Source organism: Sphingomonas sp. PAMC 26605, assembly GCF_000241485.1.
In the GTDB taxonomy this organism is placed as follows: domain Bacteria; phylum Pseudomonadota; class Alphaproteobacteria; order Sphingomonadales; family Sphingomonadaceae; genus Sphingomonas.
On the sequence record NZ_JH584241.1, the window covers coordinates 1,345,544 to 1,366,562 of the forward strand.

14 protein-coding genes and 1 pseudogene are annotated in these 21,019 nt (G+C 65.9%); 9 read left to right on the forward strand and 6 right to left on the reverse strand.

The annotated features are described in order from the left end of the window. Window positions 1-244 precede the first annotated feature (244 nt). Window positions 245-1,410 (forward strand): annotated as a pseudogene (locus RH90_RS22485) (IS3 family transposase); the annotation flags it as partial. Between the two features lie 2,163 nt (window positions 1,411-3,573). On the opposite strand, the gene RH90_RS22490 reads toward RH90_RS22485, so the two are convergent. After that, the gene (locus tag RH90_RS22490; protein WP_081476876.1) at window positions 3,574-4,239 is read right to left on the reverse strand and encodes a DUF1796 family putative cysteine peptidase; all 666 of its coding nucleotides are present in this window, start codon (window positions 4,237-4,239) and stop codon (window positions 3,574-3,576) included. A gap of 303 nt (window positions 4,240-4,542) precedes the next feature. Then, entirely contained in the window at window positions 4,543-5,376 is an 834-nt protein-coding gene (gene kdsA / locus RH90_RS06180) for a 3-deoxy-8-phosphooctulonate synthase (protein WP_010184549.1), read from the reverse strand. A gap of 149 nt (window positions 5,377-5,525) precedes the next feature. Here kdsA and RH90_RS06185 point away from each other — a divergent pair, with 149 nt between their 5' ends. The 5 genes from RH90_RS06185 to RH90_RS06205 are packed head-to-tail and all read left to right on the forward strand — an operon-like array spanning window position 5,526 to window position 10,861. Further along, window positions 5,526-6,521: a KpsF/GutQ family sugar-phosphate isomerase gene (locus tag RH90_RS06185; RefSeq protein WP_010184550.1), complete on the forward strand. Its 996-nt coding sequence runs from the start codon at window positions 5,526-5,528 to the stop codon at window positions 6,519-6,521. Window positions 6,522-6,529: 8 nt separating this feature from the next. Continuing rightward, the gene (locus RH90_RS06190) at window positions 6,530-7,339 is read left to right on the forward strand and encodes a 3-deoxy-manno-octulosonate cytidylyltransferase (protein WP_010184551.1); all 810 of its coding nucleotides are present in this window, start codon (window positions 6,530-6,532) and stop codon (window positions 7,337-7,339) included. Next, window positions 7,330-7,938, forward strand: a complete 609-nt coding sequence (locus RH90_RS06195; protein WP_010184552.1) for a histidine phosphatase family protein — start codon at window positions 7,330-7,332, stop codon at window positions 7,936-7,938. The genes RH90_RS06190 and RH90_RS06195 overlap by 10 nt, the downstream gene beginning before the upstream one ends. A 59-nt stretch (window positions 7,939-7,997) precedes the next feature. Next, window positions 7,998-9,656: a capsular polysaccharide export protein, LipB/KpsS family gene (locus tag RH90_RS06200; RefSeq protein WP_029625085.1), complete on the forward strand. Its 1,659-nt coding sequence runs from the start codon at window positions 7,998-8,000 to the stop codon at window positions 9,654-9,656. Further along, window positions 9,653-10,861: a glycosyltransferase family 4 protein gene (locus RH90_RS06205; RefSeq protein ID WP_010184555.1), complete on the forward strand. Its 1,209-nt coding sequence runs from the start codon at window positions 9,653-9,655 to the stop codon at window positions 10,859-10,861. The genes RH90_RS06200 and RH90_RS06205 overlap by 4 nt, the downstream gene beginning before the upstream one ends. Window positions 10,862-10,895: 34 nt before the next feature. Here RH90_RS06205 and RH90_RS06210 read toward each other — a convergent pair whose 3' ends face one another. From RH90_RS06210 to acs, 3 genes are all read right to left on the reverse strand, one after another. Continuing rightward, complete coding sequence (locus RH90_RS06210; protein ID WP_029625086.1) at window positions 10,896-12,674, reverse strand: SLC13 family permease; 1,779 nt, start codon at window positions 12,672-12,674, stop codon at window positions 10,896-10,898. 154 nt (window positions 12,675-12,828) lie between these two features. Beyond that, window positions 12,829-14,574 (reverse strand): chloride channel protein, encoded by a 1,746-nt coding sequence (locus RH90_RS06215; RefSeq protein WP_010184557.1) that lies wholly within the window; start codon window positions 14,572-14,574, stop codon window positions 12,829-12,831. Window positions 14,575-14,659: 85 nt separating this feature from the next. Beyond that, window positions 14,660-16,600, reverse strand: coding sequence for an acetate--CoA ligase (acs, locus tag RH90_RS06220; protein ID WP_010184558.1), 1,941 nt, complete (start codon window positions 16,598-16,600; stop codon window positions 14,660-14,662). Window positions 16,601-16,719: 119 nt separating this feature from the next. On the opposite strand from acs, the gene RH90_RS06225 reads away from it, so the two are divergent. Together RH90_RS06225 and cobT are read left to right on the forward strand one after the other, a co-directional pair. Then, window positions 16,720-17,736 carry an NAD-dependent epimerase/dehydratase family protein gene (locus RH90_RS06225; RefSeq protein WP_010184559.1) on the forward strand — a complete coding sequence of 339 codons (1,017 nt, stop codon included), beginning with the start codon at window positions 16,720-16,722 and terminating at the stop codon, window positions 17,734-17,736. A 144-nt stretch (window positions 17,737-17,880) separates the two neighbouring features. Further along, complete coding sequence (cobT, locus tag RH90_RS06230) at window positions 17,881-19,710, forward strand: cobaltochelatase subunit CobT (RefSeq protein WP_010184561.1); 1,830 nt, start codon at window positions 17,881-17,883, stop codon at window positions 19,708-19,710. 54 nt (window positions 19,711-19,764) lie between these two features. Here the strand turns inward: cobT and RH90_RS22010 are convergent, their stop codons facing one another. Beyond that, window positions 19,765-20,562, reverse strand: coding sequence for a hypothetical protein (locus RH90_RS22010; protein WP_157134524.1), 798 nt, complete (start codon window positions 20,560-20,562; stop codon window positions 19,765-19,767). Window positions 20,563-20,696: 134 nt separating this feature from the next. Here RH90_RS22010 and RH90_RS06240 point away from each other — a divergent pair, with 134 nt between their 5' ends. Continuing rightward, complete coding sequence (locus RH90_RS06240; protein WP_010184563.1) at window positions 20,697-21,011, forward strand: ribbon-helix-helix domain-containing protein; 315 nt, start codon at window positions 20,697-20,699, stop codon at window positions 21,009-21,011. Window positions 21,012-21,019 lie beyond the last annotated feature (8 nt).

Consider the following 21,019-nt stretch of genomic DNA (forward strand, 5'->3'; position numbering starts at 1 on the left):
GGCTTCGTCCGTGGGTGCTTGATTCCGTGCTCGCAAAAGGTTGGTCGAAGCGGTGAACCGGTAGCGTGCGGCGATCGATCACGGTTTCGTGGCATTTGGCGAAAGGCCGCCATTTTCGATGAGAGCGGTGTGAAGACCGTCGGGCACCGCCTCGAGCAACGCTTCGGGAATGCGACAGCGGTCTGACGTGAGGCGGTTTTACGGACAGGAGGCGAAGCTATCCCTGATGCGAGGGATGGACGGAATGAAGACGACGTGCCGAGCGATACATTGGTGAGTTAAAGGCCAAGGTGGCGCGGGAGGCGATCCGGGACGTCCCGACGCTGGCGGAGTTGGCGACCAAGCATGGCATCACCCGACGATGATCGCAAGGTGGAAGTGACAGGCAATCGACGGCATGGCGGCGACCTTCTCGGGCGCGACCAAAGCGGACAAAGCCGCAGGCGGGACCGAGATCGAGAAGCTGCACGCAAAGATCGGGCGACTGGTGGTCGGGCGGGATTTTTTTCGAAGGGGTTCGCGCGATGAGCGTCGCGAAGCGGCGGCAGATGATCGAGCGGGAGCACGCTGCCCTGTCGATCGCGTTGCAGTGCCGGCTGGTATCGATCAGCCGATCCTCTTTCTAATACGCGCCGCTGCCGGAGACGGCGGCGACGCGGGCGTTGATGGCAGTGATCGACGCCTCGTTTCTGGATCATCCCTGGTATGGCAGCCGCCAGATGGCCCTATGCCTTCATCGGCTCGGGCCATGCTGCCGGGCGTCGACGGGTACGGGGCCTGATGGCCAGGATGGGGCTGTCGCCCATCTACCAGCGCAGCGGCAGAGCGATCCGCCTCCCAAGTGTCGCATTTACCCATACCTGCTGCGCGATCTGGAGATCACGCGGCCGAACCATGTCTGGTGCGCCGATATCACCTACCTGCCGATGCGTCGCGGCTTTCTCTACCGCGTCGCCATCTTGGATTGGGCAAGCCGGGAGCTGCTGACGTGACGGCTGTCAAACACGATGGATGCGGAGTTCTGCGTCGCGGCCTTAAAGGAAGCACTAACGATCTTCGGTAACCCTCGATCTTGAACACGGATCGGGAAGGCCAGTTTACGAGCACCGTTTCACCGACGTCCTGCGCGGCGCCGACGTGACGATCAGCATGAACGGGCGTGTCGGGTGGATAGACAATGCCACCGTCGAGCGGCTTTGGCGGTCGCTGAAGTACGACTGCGTCTACCCGAACGCCTTCGAGACCAGTTCCAAACTGCACACCGGCCTGAGCCTGTGGATCGGCTACTATAATCAGGACCGGCATCAGTCCCGCTTCGGCGGGCGAACACCAGACGAGGTATATGGGTAGTTCGGAGCGACGCCGTATCCGGGGCATCCCCCAGATATGGCTCTCACTAGCATCGCGGCATCGGCGCTATGCATCCGCTTGCGCTACTTCTGCGCTGTCATCGGACTGATTCCGTCGCGTCGGGCGAGCGCCCTTAGGTTCCCTTCGCTTCGCTGTATCCTTGGACGGGCTGCTTTAGTTGTTGTAGTGCTGCCGTATAGAACTTGGCCCATTGCTTCTGTCGCCATGCGTGCTCGTCAGGCGTACCATCATGCTGCGGGATCAAACGCCTTTGGCCTGTGCTGGCCTGGCGTAGCGACCCGCGTACCTGTGCGTTACAGCGGAGACTATCCCTTCAAAACTATCCTAGCAGGGGCGGGACCAGGTATCAGTTGTAACAACCGTCTCAGAAGCAGTGCTGTCCCGGGTTGACGCTCCTCATATATCAGCCACGTCGTGCCCAAGGATGTGAACCAGCGGGCATATTGAATAGGGCAGGGAAGCCCTTTGGATATCCTCGTGGGGGTAATAAGCGGCGCGCCTGGCTGAATTTGCCACTTCGAACTCCCGGACGGCAGCCAGACGTTTTTTGGGGCTCGCACAATGGAGAACGCCCATTGCTGATCGGGCGTACATCCTAGATTCCGGTCCATCGCCTCGAACAGATAGTAACTGTAGTTCTTGGTATTCAACGTCGTGGCGGTACCAACGCCGACGCAGCCGCGCATCCATTTGCGACAATCTGCGACCCCGAGCATTGGGCCGAGTGGAAGTCCGTCCCCCATAGTCTGCCAGGTGTTGAAATCTTTTGTTATTGCAATCCCACGGACCCCCATGCCGGATTGGGGTTCATATCCATGAAACGTGACGTCATAGCGGCCGTCGGTCCGTCGGATTATGTCCGGCGTGCCTTCATATCGTGTGCCCGTTGGGTCGCAACTTCCCTTCACTTGCGCGCAAATCTTACTCCACAGCATGCCCGGCGTTACGACAGGGTTGTGTGGATCGGCGAAAAAAGCGCCTAGAGGCGAACGGCCATGCCGACTATAGTGGCACATGGCCCAACCACCGACGTTATGAAGCGCCAAGCATTGAGCTAAGATATGCCAAGTATTGGTGGACGTGTCATATACGCTGGCTCCATCCAAAATCGCACACCCGTCACCACGCTTGCTGTCGCCTGGCGCCGCCACAACTACGGGCGCTGTCCATGTTTTACCGCTATTGGAACTCGCGCGCACTACGGCTTGCATGTTGTCCTCAGGACACGCGGCACTGCGCTGCGGAACGGGCGCTCGGTTGAAAGCATACCAAGTCCCTTTATCGATCGCGAACCACGCTGAAGATTCCGCGCTGGTTCCCCCAGGCATCTTTGTCCAGTCGATCGTTCGGCGCTCGACAAAATGAGCTTTTCCGGCCCAAAAATCATCCAGAGTTGGCGTTGATTGAGCGGTGGCGCTGCACGCGGCTGTGTATGCTAAAAGAACGCTTGCGCATAACCGAACCAGTCGGCGAATGGCTATGTCTGGAACGAACATATTCTGCCCTATTTCAATTCGGATTTCGGCTGGCTTCGTAATTCAACGATGCTCTGCGGTTATGACGTATCTTGTAGGTCAATCTTGATTGTTTATGCGCCGCCTCCCGAACCGCAGGACGACTAGTAAGGTGGCGTCGGTACGACAAGCGAAGGCAAGGCGAATAAGCGCCTATTTTGCTTAAGATACTTGCAGATGATTTAGAGCCGATCGCCACTTCAAAAGATTGGCATACCGTAGCGGCTGACAGGCGCCTGGGCTCTTCACGTGGCGCGGTGCTGAAGCGCCTATCTTTGCTCCGAGTGCTGCGGATTTGAACTGTGGAAATTCTCGGTGATGGCGCAGCGGCGGCGAGTTCGCGCGGCGCTAATACGCCGGGGCGGCATCCCTTTAAGCCATCGGTTCTGCACGCGAGTGCCGACTCCAGACTTATCGTTGCGCCTTCAGCGCACGCTGGACCCCGTTTCTCGGTCTTCGGGCGCGTCATTTCGCTAGCATAGTATCAAAGTGCTCGCTGCTTGCCCGGGGTATGCGGACGTTTTTTCGCGTGCGGCGCCAAGCCATTGGTTTCGAGGCAGCGCCAACGAGATCGTTACGATGTGCGGCGGAATCCAGCTTAGGTCGCGTTTTCGTTATTTCCATTGTCGTGCGGTTCGGAGCCTATTGACGGTCCCCCGAAGTGATGATCCCCCGAAGTGACGATCCCTCATGCTAATTTCATTGTTATACCTGTGCGGTCAAACATCTCGTCCCATCCCTGGACGCTGCCCTGCCAAGTAGTTTCGCCATAATGATCAAGTCTGTCACAGAATATTTCTGGAATATCGGAGTTTGAGAGACTATTTAGCAATAGTAGATTAATTGAACATTTAGGAAAAAAGCCTTGGAGGACTTCAAAAAATTTGTCAAGGCGCTCTTTGTCAAAGTCTCTATTATTATTAAAATGCTGCACGTACCCGGACTCGACGCGAATAAAGAGCACATCACCTGTCAGTGAATAAAGTCTCTTTAATAGATGTGCATATTTACTTATGTTATCCGCACATTTAGTGCGGATTGCGACTGGTACGTACCGATCATCAACTTTCGCCTCGTAGAAATCATGGTAGTGCATTAGCCCATAGCGCTGACACATCACTGCCTCGTTGCCGCTCTCTTTTACAATCTTCATATTCTGAGGCATAAATATTTCTGAAAACTGAGTTTCAAAGAGATCTTGCAGGGCTACTGTAGGCGTGACCCACCAATCAAAAGGATAGGCCTTTGATTGCGGAAATCGCCTCCGAATATGATAAGCGGTCATGCAAAAACTGCCTAAACTAATAACGTGATCGTAGCCCTTGTTTATCATCGATTTCTCACTTTTAGTCATTTGACCTGTGATTTCGGGGGGGGTGAACGGAACTCTGATTTTGAAATATTAAAAGTTCAAAATATGTAATTGGTACGCTAAGCGCTTAGTAGACTTAATTTGGGTGCGAGAATTTTAGCGGACACCGCAACGACCTATCGGCCAAAACAGTTTGGCTACAAACTCTGATTCGGCGGATTTTGCAGGTCCTCACCCTTCTTCGTGATAACGGTCGGCGCGCCGCGCCGAGACCGATTGGGGTATAAATATAGCCTCTGATATGTCGGCGCTCGGCATCCCACAGATTTGGGTGGCCCAGTCCAGTTATGCAGACTGTTTGACCACCGCGTCAATCGCCACCAGCCGCTTGAGCAGCGGCTCGAGCTGGTCGAGCGGCCAGCTGTTCGGTCCGTCGGACAGCGCCTGATCGGGGTCGGGATGCGTCTCGAGGAACAGCCCCGCCACCCCCGCCGCGACCGCCGCGCGCGCGAGCACGGGCACGAACTCGCGCTGACCGCCCGAGCGGTCGCCCTGGCCGCCGGGCAATTGCACCGAATGCGTCGCGTCGAACACCACCGGGCAGCCGGTCTGGGCGAGGATCGGCAGGCTGCGCATGTCGGAGACGAGGTTGTTGTAGCCGAAGCTCGCGCCGCGCTCGCACACCATGATGTTGCCGTCCGATACGCCCGCCTTGGTCGCCGCGGCGCGCGCCTTGGCGACGACGTTGGTCATGTCGCCGGGCGCCATGAATTGCGCCTTCTTGATGTTGACCGGCTTGCCGCACGCCGCCACCGCGGCGATGAAATCGGTCTGGCGCGCCAGGAAGGCGGGGGTCTGCAGCACGTCGACGACCTCGGCGACCGTCTTGACCTGGTCCTCGGTATGCACGTCGGTCAGCACCGCAAGGCCGGTCTCGGCGCGGACCTTCTCGAGGATGCGCAAACCCTCCTCGATCCCGGGGCCGCGGAACGACGTTCCCGAACTGCGGTTCGCCTTGTCGAACGAGCTCTTGTAGATCAGCAACACACCGAGCCGGTCGGCGATCGCGCGGAGCCGCGTTGCGACGTCCAGCGCGTGCGACTCGCTCTCGATCACGCAGGGGCCGGCGATGAAGAATATCCGCTCGTCAGGACCGATCTTGTGTCCGCACAGCTGCATGCTCACGCTCTCTCTGGTAGTTTTGCCCCTCTGGCTTTTTGCGTAAGGGGGCGACTATAAGCGACCTGCGCTGCAGCGGCGCCGGAAGTCAATTGGATACCGTGTATGGCATCCACGCCGGCGGTAAAGGCCGGGCCTAAGGGGTTTTTATGAAGGCAATCGCAGCCAGCAGCTCGCAACATCCTGGTTTGCTGTCGGCGCTGCGCACCACGCGAATCCAGATGGCGGCGCTTCAGGCGCTGTCGCTCGCGTTCAACGAGGCCCCGCTGCGCGACCGATTCCTCGAGGCGATCGACATGATCGCCGCAAATTCGGGGCGGCTCGTCGTGACGGGCATGGGCAAGAGCGGGATCGTCGCGCGCAAGATCGCCGCGACGATGCGCTCGACGGGCACGCCTTCGCTCTTCCTCCATCCCAGCGAGGCGAGCCATGGCGACCTCGGCATGATCGGCCGCGAGGACATCGTATTCGCGCTGAGCTGGTCGGGCGAGACCACCGAGCTTGGCGACATCATCGCCTATTGCCGGCGATTCGGCGTCCGGCTGATCGTCGCGACCGCGCATCCCGAGAGCACCGCGGGCCGCGCCGCCGATCTCTGCCTGACCTTGCCGCAAGTGCGCGAGGCCTGCCCCAACGAGCTCGCGCCGACCTCGTCGACCACGGTCCAGGTCGTGCTCGGCGATGCGCTCGCGGTCGCGCTGATCGAGCGACGTGGTTTCACGCGCTCGGACTTTCTTGCGTTCCATCCCGGCGGCAGGCTTGGCGCGCGCCTCGCGACCGCGGCACAGCTGATGGCGAAGGGCGACGACATCCCGGTGGTCAAGGTCGGCGCGAGCCTGATCGAGGCGACGATCGAAATGAGCCGCAAGCGCTGCGGCTGCACCGCGGTGGTCGACGAGGACGGGCGGCTGCTCGGCGTCTTCACCGACGGCGATCTGCGACGCGCGGTCAGCGGCGATCACATGCAGGCCGATATCCGCGACCATATGACGCCCAAGCCGATCACCGTCGGACCCGAGATCCTCGCGTCGGACGCGCTGCGCATCCTCAACGAGAAAGCGGTCTCGGTGCTGTTCGTCGTCAGCGGCGAGAAGCTCGTCGGGCTGATCCACCTGCACGACATCCTGCGCGCGGGCGTCGCCTGAGACCCGCAATGCCCGATCTGATCGTTGTCCCCGCGCGGTTCGGCTCGCAACGCCTGCCGGGCAAGCCGCTGATCGCGATCGCGGGGCAGACGCTGCTGTCGCGCGTCGTCGCGGTGGCGCGCGAAGGCGCGCGCAGGGCAGGGCAGGTCGATGTGGTCGTCGCGACCGACGATGCGCGGATCCTCGATCATGCGCGCGCGCTCGGTTGCGACGCGGTGCTGACCGACGGCGCGATCACCTCGGGCTCGGGCCGTGCCTGGGCGGCGGCGCGCGACCGGGCGCCGGCGATCGTCGTCAACCTCCAGGGCGATGCGCCGTTCGTCGATCCCGCGATGGTCGCCGCGCTGATCGGCGCGTTGCGCGACTCGGCCAGCGCGGTGGCGACGCCGGTGGTGCGACTCGACTGGGCCGCGCTCGATGCGATGCGCGCGCACAAGACGACCTCGCCGTTCAGTGGGACGACCTGCGTACGCGATGCGACGGGCCGGGCTTTGTGGTTCTCCAAGGCGGTTCTCCCCGCGATCCGCGACGAGGCACGGCTGCGCGAGACCGAGGCGTTGTCGCCGGTGTTCCGCCATATCGGGCTCTACGCCTATCGCTTCGAAGCGCTGCGCGCGTTCGAAGCGACGCCGCCGACGCCGTACGAGCAGTTCGAGGGGCTCGAGCAGTTGCGCTTCCTCGAATCGGGGGTCGAGATCCGCACGGTCGAAGTCGCGCCGCCGCGCCACGCCATGTCTGGGATCGACACGCCGGCCGATGTCGTGATGGCCGAGCGGCTGATCGCGCAGTTCGGCGAACCCGAGCGCACATGGCGCTGAGCGTCACGATCGTGCGGCATGGCGATACGTTCGCCCCCGGTGACACGCCGCGCCGGATCGGCGCGCGGACCGATCTGCCGCTGGTCGCAAGCGGACGGGAACAGGCCGAGTCGCTCGGCAGGGTCCTCGCGGGTTCGGGGCAGGTGTTCGATCGCGCACTGACCGCGCCGCTGACGCGCAGCCGCGAGACGCTGGCGCTGATCCTTGCCGCGCACTCCGCCCCGCCGCCGGTCGAGACGGCCGATTGGCTGAACGAGATCGACCATGGTCCCGATGAAGATATGCCCGAAAGCGCGGTGATCGCGCGGATCGGTGCGGACGCGATCGCGGCCTGGGATCGGGACGCGCATGCGCCCGATGGCTGGAGCGTCGATGCCGATCGGCGCCTGGCGGGCTGGCGCGCGCTTTGGGCGTCGGACGCGGGCAATATCGTCCTCGTCACGAGCAACGGCGCGGCGCGCTTCGCCTTGCTGTCGGATCCGGGGCTGCGCGCGCAGGCGGCGGCGCTCCCGACGCTCAAGCTGCGGACCGGCAGCTTTGGCACGATCGTTCGCGCGGACGGATGCCTGCGCCTGCGCGACTGGAACCGTCGCGCGTGAGCTTTCGCCCGGTCGCACGGGCACTTGCATCGCGGGGGAGATTGCTGGAGAGCCACGCGATGCGCCTTCCCTTGCTTCGTTTTCCGGCATTTCCGGGCGCTGCTGCGGCGGTTATGGACAGCACCGCCGAGCCCAGCGATCGCGCGATCGCGCCGGAAACGAGCGCAGCGCTGTTCGCCGCGATCCGCGCGGCGCGCGTGGGCGGGGCATTCTGGGCGCCGCCGAGCGCGATCCGCGACGCCGCGACGATCGTCCGCATCCGGACGAGCGCGGACATCGACGAGGTTCCGCCCGAGCGCGTCGCAGGCGCGGTGTGGCAGATGCCGGCGCGCCTGGCGCGCGACGCTGCGGTGCGCCGACGGATCGACGCGTCGCGGATCGCCGATGGCGAAGTCGATCCCTGGTCGGTGCTCGAGGACGCGACGCACCTGATCGCGCATGGCGACGACGAGTGGGTCGCCTTGGCCGCGATCGTCGGGTGTTCGGTGCAGTTGCTTTCGCCCGGCCGCTTCGGCACGCCCGGCGATGCCGCCGCGACGCTCGAAGCGCGCGCTGCAAGCGATCTTGCGCGCAACGCCTATCGCGATCCCTTCACCGGGCAATCCGCCGATCGCGCCGTGATGATCGCATGGCTCGGCGGCTTGCGCGCAAGCTTCGCGATGAACGACGGACTCGTCGCGGCGTGTGGCTTCAGCTGGTGGAAGCGCGACGAGATCGCGCGCTTCCTGTGGACCCCGGCGCATCCGCTGCGCTTCTTCCGGTCCGAGCGGCGCGCGATCGCCTATGCCGCGCGGGCGGGCGGGGCGATCGCGGTGTGGCCGTCGCGCGTTTCGGCCGGATTGGCCGCCGCCGCGGCCGCCCGCGGGGTCGCGCTCGTCCGCGTCGAGGACGGCTTCGTGCGCTCGGTCGGGCTTGGCAGCAATCTCGTCCCGCCCTCGTCGATCGCGGTCGACCGACGCGGCATCCATTACGATCCGAGCCGACCGAGCGACCTCGAGGTACTGCTCGCCGAGGCGGCGTTTCCGCCGGACTTGCTCGTCCGCGCCGAACGGCTGTGCGCGACGATCCGCGCCGCCGGGATCAGCAAATATGGCGGCGACGCGGCCTTCGCCTTCCCCGAGCGTGTCGCGGGCAAACGGCTGGTGCTCGTTGCGGGGCAGGTCGAGGACGATCAATCGGTGCTGCTCGGCGGGGGCGGGGTGACGAGCAATCTGGAAGTGTTGCGTCGCGCGCGCGCACTCGAGCCCGACGCCGAGATCTGGTTCCGCCCGCACCCCGATGTCGACGCCGGGCATCGCAAGGGCGCGGTGCGCGATGACGATGCGCTGCGCCATGCCGACCGGATCGTCCGCGGCGGCACGATGGCGCGGCTGCTTGATCTGGTCGATGCGGTCCATATCCTGACCTCGCTCACCGGGTTCGAGGCGCTGCTGCGCGGCCGCGCCGTGACCTGCCACGGCGTGCCCTTCTATGCCGGCTGGGGTCTCACCCGCGACCTCGCGCCGACCCCCGGGCGGCGGCGGCGGCGGCTGAGCGTCGCGGAACTCGTTGCCGCGGTATTGATTGTTTATCCACGCTATCTCGATCCGGTGACGGGATTGCCCTGTCCGCCCGAGGTGCTGATTGCGCGCATGGCGAGCGGCAATGCGACCAACCGATTGGCTTGGGTCACGAAGATGAAGCAAGTGCAGGGACGGTTGACGATGGGCTGGCTATGAGCGCCGGAGAAGTCATTCTCGACGTCTCGCGGCTCCTGTCGCGCGCCCGGCATCAGACGCCGTCGGGGGTCGATCGCGTCGAGATGGCGTATGCGCGCGGCCTCCAGGCGCGGCTTGGCGAACGGCTGGGTTTTGCCGCGGTGCATCCGTTCGGCAATTACGGCCGCTTGTCGCGTGCGCGGACGCTCGCCTTTCTCGACGTGACCGAGGCGCGCTGGGCGAGCGTCGAGGGGAAGGGCGCGGCGCGCCCGCTGTCCGAGGTGCTGCCGACGCTGCTCAACCTCCTGCCGACGCGGCCGCGGCCGGGGCCGAACAGTGTCTATGTCCAGTCGTCGCCGCATCATCTGACCAAGCCCGATCTGGTCGGGCGGATCCTGGCGCACGAGCAGGCGCGCTTCTTGTGCTTCGTGCACGATCTCATCCCGATCGAATATCCCGAATATGCCCGGCCCGACGGCGCGCGGCTACACCAGCGCCGCGTCGAGACGATCACGCGTTTCGCCGACGGCGTGATCGTCAACTCGGTATCGACCGCCAAGTCGCTCACGCCGTGGATCGCGGCGTCGGGCCGGTCGATCGATGTGCGCGTCGCCTTGCTCGGCACCGAGAATATTCCGCGTGGGGCGCCGTCCCCGTCCCCGCCGCCATCGACGGCGGAACGCCCCTATTTCCTCTGTCTCGGCACGATCGAGCCGCGCAAGAACCATCTGCTGCTGCTCAATCTGTGGCGCGCGATGGCGCAGCAGATGGACCCGGCCGCGATCCCGCGACTGGTCATCGTCGGGCGCCGCGGGTGGGAGAATGAACAGGTCGTCGACATGCTCGAGCGCTGCCCCGGGCTGAAAGATCATGTCGAGGAACTCAACGGCTGTTCGGACGCGCGGATGCATGCGCTGCTGCGCGGCGCGCGCGCGCTGCTGCTGCCGTCGTTCGCCGAAGGCTATGGCATGCCGGTGGCGGAGGCGCTGTCGGTCGGCACGCCCGTGATCTGCAGCGATCTGCCGGCGTTGCACGAAGCCGGCGGCGCCGCGCCCGATTTTCTCGATCCGCTCGATGGCCTTGGCTGGGAGGCGTGCATCCTCGACCATGCGCGCGGCGGGCCGATGTATCACGCCCAGCTCGAGCGGATGCGCGGCTGGCATCCGCCGACCTGGCATGATCACATCTCGATCCTGTGCGACGCGATCGCGGCGCTGCAAGGCTAAGCGCGCCGCCCTCGGGCCGCTGTCCGATGCTCCCTTACACGCCGAGATGCCACACCCAGGCGATCATCGGCGTCCCGACGATTATGACGAGGAACGACAAAGGCAGGCCGAGCCGCCAATAATCGCCGAAGCGATACCCGCCCGGCCCCATCACCAGCGTGTTGCACTGATGCCCGATCGGGGTGAGGAAATCGCACCCGGCGCCGGTCGCTACCGCCATCAGGAACGCATCGGGTCCTAGGCCGAGTCCCTTGGCGACGCTGACCGCGATCGGACCAAGCACAAGCACGGTCGGCGCGTTGTGGAGGAAAGGCGAACAGGCCATCGCGACGAGCATGATCGCGCCGAGCGCGAGCAGCGGCGCGAGGCCGTGCAGCTGGCCGACGAGCAGATGCGCGACGAGGTCGGTGCCGCCGGTCGCGCGCACCGCTTCGCTGAGCGGGGTCAGCGCGCCGATCAGGATCAGCACCTCGGGCTCGAGCGAGTCGATCGCCTCGCGCATCGACAGCGCGCCGACCACGACCATCATCACCGCCGCGCCGAAAAAGGCGGTCGCGACCGGCACGACGCGCAAGGCGAGCAGGACCATCGCGACGCCGAGGATCAGCACCGGCAGCCAGCGCCCGCGCTGATCGCCCATCCGCACCGCGCGCTCGGCGAGCGGGAGCAGGCCGAGGTCGCCCATCGTATCGGGCAGGGCGGCCTCGCCGGCGCGCAGCACCAGCATGTCGCCTGCGCGCAGCCGGACGTCGCGCATGCGTTCGGTGATCTGCTCGCGGTTGCGCGCGATGCCGAGCAGTTGGACGCCGTAGCGTTCCTGCATTCGCGTGCGTTCGGCGGTCTGGCCGATTAGTCGCGAATCGGGCTGGATCACCGCCTCGATCGTGCGCGTTTCCTCGGCCGGGGTTTCCTTGGCGAGCGCCGCCTTGTCGCGCTCCGAAGTCAGCGGCAGACGTGCGAGCGCGCGGTCGAGCGCCGCGTCGTCGCCCTCGAGCATCAGCGTCGCGCCGGCGGTGAGCGAGAGGTCGGGCGTCGCCGGCTGCCGCGTGCCGTCGGCCAGGATCAGCGCGAGCGGCTTGACGCCGTCGTCGTCGAGCTTGAGGTCGGCGATCGTCGCGAGCGCGGCGGGCAGCGGGTCTGCGATCCGCGCCTCGGTGGTGTAGGGCGCGGCCGCCGTTACTTCGCCGAGCGCCGCGCGACCTTGCCGATCGCGCGGCAGCAGCCGCCAGCCGAAGCTGACGAACACCAGCCCGAACAGCGTGAGCACCAGGCCGACCGGCGCGAAATCGAACATCTGGAAGGGCCGGCCGAGCGTTTGCTCGCGCACCTGACTGACGATGATGTTGGTCGAGGTGCCGACCAGCGTCACCAGCCCGCCGAGCAGCGACAGGAACGACATCGGCATCAGCAGCGAGGTCGGCGACGACTCCTTCTCGCGCCCCATGCGCAGCGCGACCGGCATCAGGATCGCGAGCGCGCCGACATTCTTGGTGAAGATCGACAGCAGCGCCGTCGCGCCCGCCATCACCGGCACTTGCGAGCGCGGCCGCGTGAGCCGCGCGGTAAGCGGGCGGATCGCCCATTCGATCACCCCCGACCGCGCGATCCCGGCGCTGACCACCAGCGCGGAGGCGATGATGATCACGACGTCGCTGGTAAAGCCGCTGAACGCCGTCTTGGCCGGGACGACGCCGACGAGGAGGCCGATCAGCAACGCCACCAGCGAGACCAGATCGTAGCGGAAACGCCCCCAGGCAAAGCACAGGATCGCGCCGCCGATGATCGCGAAGGACAGAATCTGTTGTGTCGTCACCGCGTCATTCCCCGACAGGCGTATTTCGCATGCGCCGGTCCGCCATCCCGTTGCCATTGTGGGTTCATCGTGCGGTCCAACGCGCCAGGGGGGATTTCGGTACGGTTCAATCGGATACCCATGCCAATCGATCGCATCGGCGTCGCGAACGACCTCAGCTTTCGCCGAACAGCTCGCGCTGGCTCTTGTCCAGTTCCTCGCCATAGCGCCGGCGGACGAACGCCTCGGAGAGCAAGCCCAGCACCGCGCGGTCCTCGTCCAAAACTGCGAGTTCGTCGGCACCCGAGGCATCGAAGCGCTTCATGATCGCGAGGATGTCCATCTCGGGGGTCAGCGCGGCATCGCTGTTCACCGCGAGCGTCGCGACCGCCTTCGCGGGATCGAGCCCCTCGGCATAGGCGGTGGCGGTCTGCGCGATGCCGGCATAATGCCCGGCCGGGTCGACCAGCACGACGCGGCTCGTCGCGCCCAGCGGAAAGCGGTGGCGGAACTCGCCGATCGTCAGGTCGGCCTGCGTCTTGCTCGTCTCGCGCCGCATCATCCGCCCCGCGGTCAGCGAACGCACCCAGCCGATGTCGCGCGCGCTCTTGATCGTCTCGCCGCGCAAGTGAAGCCGCCAGGTCGAGAAGGAATAGCCGAACAGCTCGCGCACCAGCGTCGAGGCGACGAGCGAGGCGGCGAGCACCGCGCCGGTCAGCGACCAGTTGCGCGTCGCCTCGAGCACCAGCATCGCCATGGTGAACGGCCCGCCGATCACCGCGACCGCGAGCGCGGCCATCCCGACCATCGCCGCGTTCGAGGCATCGATCACGGGATAGCCGAGCGCCAGTTCGAGCAACCCTGCGAACAGATGCCCAGTCAGCGTGCCGAGAAACAGCGAGGCGAAGAACAGGCCGCCGCGAAAGCCGAAGCCGAGCGAGAGGATCGACGCCGCGCTCTTGAGCGCGAGGATCAGCGCGATGAAGCCGAGCGACGTGCCCACCATCAGATCGGCATGCAGCGCGCCGTGCCCGGCCGACAGCGCCTGCGGCGAGATCAAAGCGAGCGGCACGAGCAACGCGCCCCCCACCGCCGGCCGCGCCCAGCTCGGCAGGCGCACGCGCCGCGTGCCCGCCTCGACCAGCGCGACCGCGCGCATCAGCGCGATCCCGAGCAGCGCGCAGATCACGGCGAGCCCGGCATAGATCAGGTAATGGTGCGTCTCGACCGGCGTGCCCGACACTTCCTGGATGAGATAGGGCTGCGCGCCGCACAATTGCGCGACGAACGACCCGGTCAGCGCGGCGGCGACGACCGGCGCGAGCGACACGGGCGTATAGGCGCCGATCACGATCTCGAAGGCGTAGAAGGCACCGGTCAGCGGCGCACCGAACGCACCGGCGATCGCGGCGCCGGTGCCCGCGCCGACGAGGATGCGCAGGTCCGAGCGCCGCAGGTTGAGCGCCTTGCCAGCGAACGATGCGAGCGCGCCGCCGACCTGCGCATAGGCCGCCTCGAGCCCGACCGACGCGCCGAAGCCGTTCGACAGGACGGTCTGGCCGGCGATGATCAGGCTGTCGGGCATCGCCATCCGGCCGCCGTGGAGCGCATTGGCTTCGACCGCGTCGACCAGCCGGCGCTTTCGCGCCCGGCTGACCCAGGAGAAGAGCGCGAGCAGCGCGCCGCCGAGCGGCAGCGCCAGCAGCGCGGGCCAGCCGATCGTCGGTGCCGCGCTCAGCCGCGTCGTCTCGGGAAGCGCGAACAGCCAGTGCTGCAGCGTCCGCGCCAAGGCGCCGATGATCGCGCTCGCCAGCCCCGCGCCCGCGCCGATGCCGACCGCGACGAAGATGAACGCGACCTCGCTCGCGCGGGACTGACGGCGCAGCGTCGCCCAGCTCTTGAGGAGGAAGCGCGTGTTCATCCGCGCGTGCCTAATCGCTTCCGGGCGGCGATCATAGGTCGATCACGGCGCAGGCGGCGTTGGATAAGGCGGCGGCGCGCCTACTTCACACCACCCGGTTCGCCACCAGATCGTCGACCACCGCCGGATCGGCGAGCGTGCTGGTATCCCCCAGACTCGACACGTCGCCCTCGGCGATCTTGCGCAGGATGCGGCGCATGATCTTGCCCGAGCGCGTCTTGGGGAGTCCCGGCGCGAAGTGCAATTTGTCGGGCGCGGCGATCGGGCCGATCTCTTTCCGCACCCAGCCGATCAGTTCCTTGCGCAGGTCCTCGGACGCTTCCTGCCCCGAATTGAGCGTCACATAGGCGTAGATCCCCTGGCCCTTGATGTCGTGCGGCATCCCGACGACCGCCGCCTCGGCGACATGCGGGTGGAGCACGAGCGCGCTCTCGACCTCGGCGGTCCCCATGCGGTGGCCCGACACGTTGATCACGTCGTCGACCCGGCCGGTGATCCAGTAATAGCCGTCCGCATCGCGCCGTGCGCCGTCGCCGGTGGTGTATTTCCCCGGATAGGTGGTGAAATAGGTCTCGAAGAAGCGTTCGCTGTCGCCCCACACGCCGCGCATCTGGCCGGGCCAGCTGCGCGCGATGACGAGATTGCCTGACGCCGCGCCATTCAGCACGACGCCCTCGGGATCGAGCAATTGCGGGTCGATTCCCGGCAGCGGCTTGGTCGCCGAACCGGGTTTCAGCGCGGTCGCGCCGGGCAGCGGCGCGATCATCGCGCCGCCGGTCTCGGTCTGCCACCAGCTGTCGATGATCGGGCAGCGGCCTTCGCCGACCATGTCATGGTACCAGCGCCACGCCTCGGGGTTGATCGGCTCGCCGACCGTCCCAAGCAGTTTCAGCGAGCTGCGGTCGGTCGCGGTGACGAAGCTGTCGCCTTCCTTCATCAGCGCGCGCAGCGCGGTCGGCGCGGTGTAGAGCGTATTGACCTTGTGGCGATCGACGATCTGCCACATCCGGCTCGCATCGGGCCAGGTCGGCAGCCCCTCGAACATCAGCGTCGTCGCGCCGTTGGCGAGCGGGCCGTACAGAATATAGGTGTGCCCCGTCACCCAGCCGATATCGGCGGCGCACCACCACACGTCGCCGGGGCGGTAATCGAAGGCGAGTTCGTGCGTCAGGCTCGCCCACAGCAGATAGCCGCCGCTGGTGTGGAGCACGCCCTTGGGCTGGCCGGTGCTGCCCGAGGTGTAGAGGATGAACAGCGGGTCCTCGGCACCCATCGGCTCGGCCGGGCAGGTGGCGGCCATGCCGTCGGCCGCCTCGTGATACCAGACGTCGCGCTCGGCCTGCATCGTCACCGCGCCGCCGGTCGCCTGGACGACGATGACGGTGGCGAGGCTCGGTGCGTGCGTCGCGGCGGCGTCGACATTGGCTTTCAGCGGCACGCGCTTGCCACCGCGGCGGCCTTCGTCGGCGGTGATGACGATCGTCGATCCGCAATCCTCGACCCGCCCCGCGAGCGCCTCGGGCGAGAAGCCGCCGAACACCACCGAATGGATCGCCCCGATCCGCGCACAGGCGAGCACCGCGAACGCGGCTTCGGGGATCATCGGCATGTAGATCGTGACGCGATTGCCCTTCACCACGCCCTGGCTTTTGAGCACATTGGCGAAGCGGCACACTTCGGCATGAAGCTCGGCATAGGTGAAGCGACGCGGCTCTTCGCCGGGCTCGTCGGGTTCCCAGATCAACGCCGTCTCGCCGCCGCGCCTGGCGAGATGCCGGTCGAGGCAATTCGCTGCGACGTTAAGCTTGCCGTCGGCGAACCAGCGGATGTGGAAATCCTGCTTGTCGAACGACCAGTCGCCGGCGATCTCGGGGCGCTTGATCCACTCTAACCGCTTGGCCTGATCGAGCCAGAAGCTGCCGGGATCGGCGAGCGAACGGCCGTACATCTGCTCATAGCCCGCGGCATCGACTCGCGCGTGCGCGGCCCATTCGGGGGGGACGGGATAGAGGTCCTGATCGGCCATTGCGCGCTCTCCTGCGGCGCTTCTGTGCGACGGGAGCAGGCGGGTTGGCAAGGTCAAGTCGCTATCCGGCCAGGACGTTTCGGCCTATATTCGAGCTGGCAGGTACGGGGAAGCGCACGATGACGAAGACGGTCCTGGTTACCGGCGGCAGCGGCTATATCGCCGGCTTCCTGATCCGCGCCCTCGTCGCGCGTGGGTGGCACGTCAACACGACGCTGCGCTCGCTGGCGCGCGAGGCGGAGGTCCGCGCGACGCTCGGCGTGACGCAGGAAGCGCTGACCTTTTTCGCCGCCGATCTGCTCGACGATGCCGGCTGGGCCGAGGCGGTCGCCGGGTGCAGCCATGTCGCCCACGTCGCCTCGCCCTTTCCGGCAGGCGCGCCCAAGAGCGATGACGAACTGATCGTCCCGGCGCGCGAGGGCGCGCTGCGGGCGCTGCGCTTCGCGCAGGCGGCGGGCGTTTCGCGCTTCGTGCTGACCTCGTCGGTCGCGGCGGTCGCCTATGGGCACGGCAGCGACGTACGCGCCTATACCGAAGCCGATTGGACCGATCCGACCGCGCCCGGTGTCGGCGCCTATATCAAGTCCAAGACGATCGCCGAGCGCGCGGCACGCGACTGGGTCGCGGCGCAGGGCGGCGCGATGGAGTTCTGCTCGGTCAATCCCTCGGCGGTGCTCGGGCCGTTGCTCAGCGCGGACTTCTCGACCTCGATCCAGATCGTCCAGCGCCTGCTCGACGGGTCGATGCCGGGCACGCCGCGGCTCGGCTTCGCCGTGGTCGATGTGCGCGATCTGGCGGAACTGCATGTCCGCGCGCTCGAGACGCCGGGGCTCGACGGCGAACGCTTCATCGCCGCCGGACCGTTCCTGTGGATGAAGGACGTCGCGGCAATCCTGCGCGATGGCCTTGGACCGCAGGCACGCAAGGTCCCCAAGCGTAGTATTCCCGATGTCGTCGTGCGCCTGCTCGCCCTGTTCGACTCGACGATCCGCCAGATCACGGGCGAACTCGGCCGCACGCGCGCGGTCGATTCGGGGCATGCGCTCGCACGGCTCGGCTGGCAGACACGCGACGTGCCCACGACGATCCTCGATACCGCGCACAGCCTGATCGAGCGCGGCATCGTCAAAGTGTGAGGTTTCGTCGCGCCAAACCCCCGGTGCGTGGTGCGGGGCCCAAGATTGCGGCTTTCCGCAACGCCCTCATCTGATAGCAGGGGCGGATGATCTATCGCTCTGCTTCCTATGCCTGCGGGCGCACCATCGTGTCGGAGGTGCTCCGTGGCCACTGATACCCCGCTCGATCGCTTCAAGGCCGTGCTCGGCGGCACCGCGCGCGCGGTGGCGCACGAGCCCGAAATCGAGCTCGCCTTTACCGCCGACGCCCCCGCGCAAAGCGGCAAGCATATCAAGGTGCCGATGCCCGCGCGCACGCTCCCGCCCGAGCAGGTCGCCGAGGCGCGCGGCTTCGCCGACGGCTTCGCGCTGCGGCTGCGACACCACGATATCGCGCTCCACGCCAAGACCGCGCCCGGCGAGGCGGTGGCGCGCGCGGTGTTCGACGCGGTCGAGACTGCGCGGGTCGAGGCGCTGGGGAGCCGCGGCTATGCCGGGATCACCGCCAATCTCGACGTTGCGCTCGAAACGCGGCTGCGCGCCGATCCGATCACGCGCGCCCGCAACCGCGACGAAGTGCCGCTGTCGACCGCGCTCGCGCTGCTGGTGCGCGAGCGGCTGACCGGCGCTGCGCCGCCCGAGGGGACGGTCGCCGGGCTCGACCTGGTGCGCGACTGGATCGAGCAGAAGGCGGGGCGCGATCTCGATGCGCTCGGCCTCGCGATCGACGACCAGCGCGCCTTTGCGGGCCTTGCGACCAAGCTGCTCGAGGATCTCGAGCTGATCGAAGGCGACATGATCCCCGACGAAGCCGACGAAGGCGGTTCGGAGGAAGAGGGCGCCGAGGAACAGCAGGACGACCAAGGCGACGAGGGCGAGGACGAAGGCGAGCAGGGCCAGGGCGAAATCGAGGCGCGCGGCTCGGAGACCGAAGCCGATAGCGAGGAAGGCGAGGGCACCGAGCAAGGCGACGATTCGTTCGACGACATGGACGGCGAGCCCGGCGACGAAGGCGAGGAGGGGATGCTCCCCGTTCGCCCCAACCGCCCGCTGTCCGACCCCTCGTCGCAGTTCGAGTACAAGGCGTGGACCAATGCCTATGACGAGGTGATCGCGGCGACCGACCTGTGCGACGCCGACGAGCTCCAGCGGCTGCGCTCGTATCTCGACCAGCAGCTCGTCCATCTGCAGGGCGCGGTGACCAAGCTCGCCAACCGGCTCCAGCGCCGGCTGATGGCGCAGCAGAACCGCAGCTGGGACTTCGACCAGGAGGAGGGCATCCTCGACGCCGCACGGCTCGCGCGGATCATCGTCAACCCGACGCTGTCGCTGAGCTACAAGATCGAGCGCGAGACCGATTTCCGCGATACGGTGGTGACGTTGCTGATCGACAATTCCGGGTCGATGCGCGGCCGCCCGATCTCGATCGCGGCGATCAGCGCCGACATCCTCGCGCGCACACTCGAGCGCTGCGGCGTCAAGACCGAGATCCTCGGCTTCACCACGCGCGCCTGGAAGGGCGGGCAGAGCCGCGAGACGTGGCTCGCGGCGGGGCGTCCGCCGCAGCCGGGGCGGCTCAACGACGTGCGCCACATCGTCTACAAGAAGGCCGACGAGCCGTGGCGCCGCGCGCGCCCGTCGCTCGGGCTGATGATGCGCGAGGGGCTGCTCAAGGAGAATATCGACGGCGAGGCGTTGCTCTGGGCGCATTCGCGGCTGATCGCGCGGCCCGAGGAGCGCAAGATCCTGATGGTCATCTCGGACGGCGCGCCGGTCGACGATTCGACGCTGTCAGTCAATTCGGGGTCGTATCTCGAGCGGCATCTGCGGCAGGTAATCGGCTGGATCGAGGCGAAGTCGCCGGTCGAGCTGGCGGCGATCGGGATCGGGCACGACGTGACGCGCTATTATGCGCGCGCGGTGACGATCATGGATGCCGAGCAGTTGGGGGGCACGATCATCGAGCAATTGGCGGCGCTGTTCGATACGCCGTAATGCAAGAGCCTGCATCCAACGCTCGGCGCTGAATACGCGCCGCGCTCCAACGCTTCATCGCAGCGTTGCGGCTGCGCCCGACCGGACGGGTAAGCGATAGACGCCGAACAGCGCGGCGACGATCGCCAGCGGCAGTACGACCGAAACCGAGAGCATCGACAGGCGGTGCGCGACGGGGCCACCTTCCAACAGTCCGACCGCGCCGAAAAAGCCGAACATAACGCCCACCGTCACCACTGCGACCAGCGCCTGCTTGGAAAGGCTTGCCGGAAACAACTGGCGGAGGGTCTGGGGAACGACGCGCAAGAAAAGCCACACCAGCGCTGCGAGAGTAGGTAAGCCAAAAATGATCAGAACTACCCATGGCGACCAGCCGAAGCCACGCTCGACCGAGCCCATGTCGCCCTCGAGCGTGAAGGTACGGATCGGCACATAATCGAGGAAATTGCCGACGCTGGCGACGGTGCACCAATATGCGAACAGCGCCCAGCCCGAGCGACCGTATTTAAGTGCGACGCGGTAGCCGAGACGGCTTAGCGGAAGCGCGATCAAGCCGTTGCCGAAGAGCGCCCCCGCCGCAGCGATGATCGCTGCGTCGATCCCGTGTCCGCTCGCGAAGATCGGCACCTCGTTGACATTCTGATCGATGCCGAACTGCAGCAGCAGGACGATCAGCGTCGGACGCGCGTAATTGAGGTCCAGCGGGTTGGTCTTCCAGCCGAGCAGCCATGCGGTGAAGGCATGTGCGTATTCATGCGTGAAGAAGACCAGGGCGTGGGCGGCCCATAATTGCGCGGCGAGCAAAGCAAGAAATATCGGCCAAGCAGCTGAAAGCGCCGTTTTTCTCGTCATCCGATTTCCTGTATCCAAGCGGTTCTGCTTGAACCTGCGACGAAACGTTCGCGGCGGCAAGGCTGCGCTTCACGCCACGCTTTACCGGCCGGAGCCGTGGCTGTCGCATCCCCCGCGCCATGCTATGACGCCTCATGCTCGTCTTTCCACCCGCTGGCGGTTTCATCGGCCCCGTCAAACGCTCGGTGACGATCGCGGGCCATGCCACGTCGATCAGCCTCGAACCGATCTTCTGGCAGACGCTCGAAGCAGCAGCGGCGCTGCGCGCGCTCCCGCTCAACGCCCTGATCGCGCAGATCGACGCGTTGCGGATCGTCGCCGAGGACCCACCAAACCTCGCCAGTGCACTGCGCAGCTGGATCCTGGCCGACTTCTTGTCTTCCAATAGTGATAATCATTCGCAACAAGATTTGACAATGCGAGTGACTCGCAATAGCCATTCCCCATAAGGGGAAAT

Bases quoted from the DNA above. Each gene is read 5' to 3' on its own strand.
- RH90_RS22490 (WP_081476876.1), bottom strand. From the start codon at position 4,239: ATGACTAAAAGTGAGAAATCGATGATAAACAAGGGCTACGATCACGTT.
- kdsA (WP_010184549.1), bottom strand. From the start codon at position 5,376: ATGCAGCTGTGCGGACACAAGATCGGTCCTGACGAGCGGATATTCTTC.
- RH90_RS06185 (WP_010184550.1), top strand. From the start codon at position 5,526: ATGAAGGCAATCGCAGCCAGCAGCTCGCAACATCCTGGTTTGCTGTCG.
- RH90_RS06190 (WP_010184551.1), top strand. From the start codon at position 6,530: ATGCCCGATCTGATCGTTGTCCCCGCGCGGTTCGGCTCGCAACGCCTG.
- RH90_RS06195 (WP_010184552.1), top strand. From the start codon at position 7,330: ATGGCGCTGAGCGTCACGATCGTGCGGCATGGCGATACGTTCGCCCCC.
- RH90_RS06200 (WP_029625085.1), top strand. From the start codon at position 7,998: ATGCGCCTTCCCTTGCTTCGTTTTCCGGCATTTCCGGGCGCTGCTGCG.
- RH90_RS06205 (WP_010184555.1), top strand. From the start codon at position 9,653: ATGAGCGCCGGAGAAGTCATTCTCGACGTCTCGCGGCTCCTGTCGCGC.
- RH90_RS06215 (WP_010184557.1), bottom strand. From the start codon at position 14,574: ATGAACACGCGCTTCCTCCTCAAGAGCTGGGCGACGCTGCGCCGTCAG.
- acs (WP_010184558.1), bottom strand. From the start codon at position 16,600: ATGGCCGATCAGGACCTCTATCCCGTCCCCCCCGAATGGGCCGCGCAC.
- RH90_RS06225 (WP_010184559.1), top strand. From the start codon at position 16,720: ATGACGAAGACGGTCCTGGTTACCGGCGGCAGCGGCTATATCGCCGGC.
- RH90_RS22010 (WP_157134524.1), bottom strand. From the start codon at position 20,562: ATGACGAGAAAAACGGCGCTTTCAGCTGCTTGGCCGATATTTCTTGCT.
- RH90_RS06240 (WP_010184563.1), top strand. From the start codon at position 20,697: ATGCTCGTCTTTCCACCCGCTGGCGGTTTCATCGGCCCCGTCAAACGC.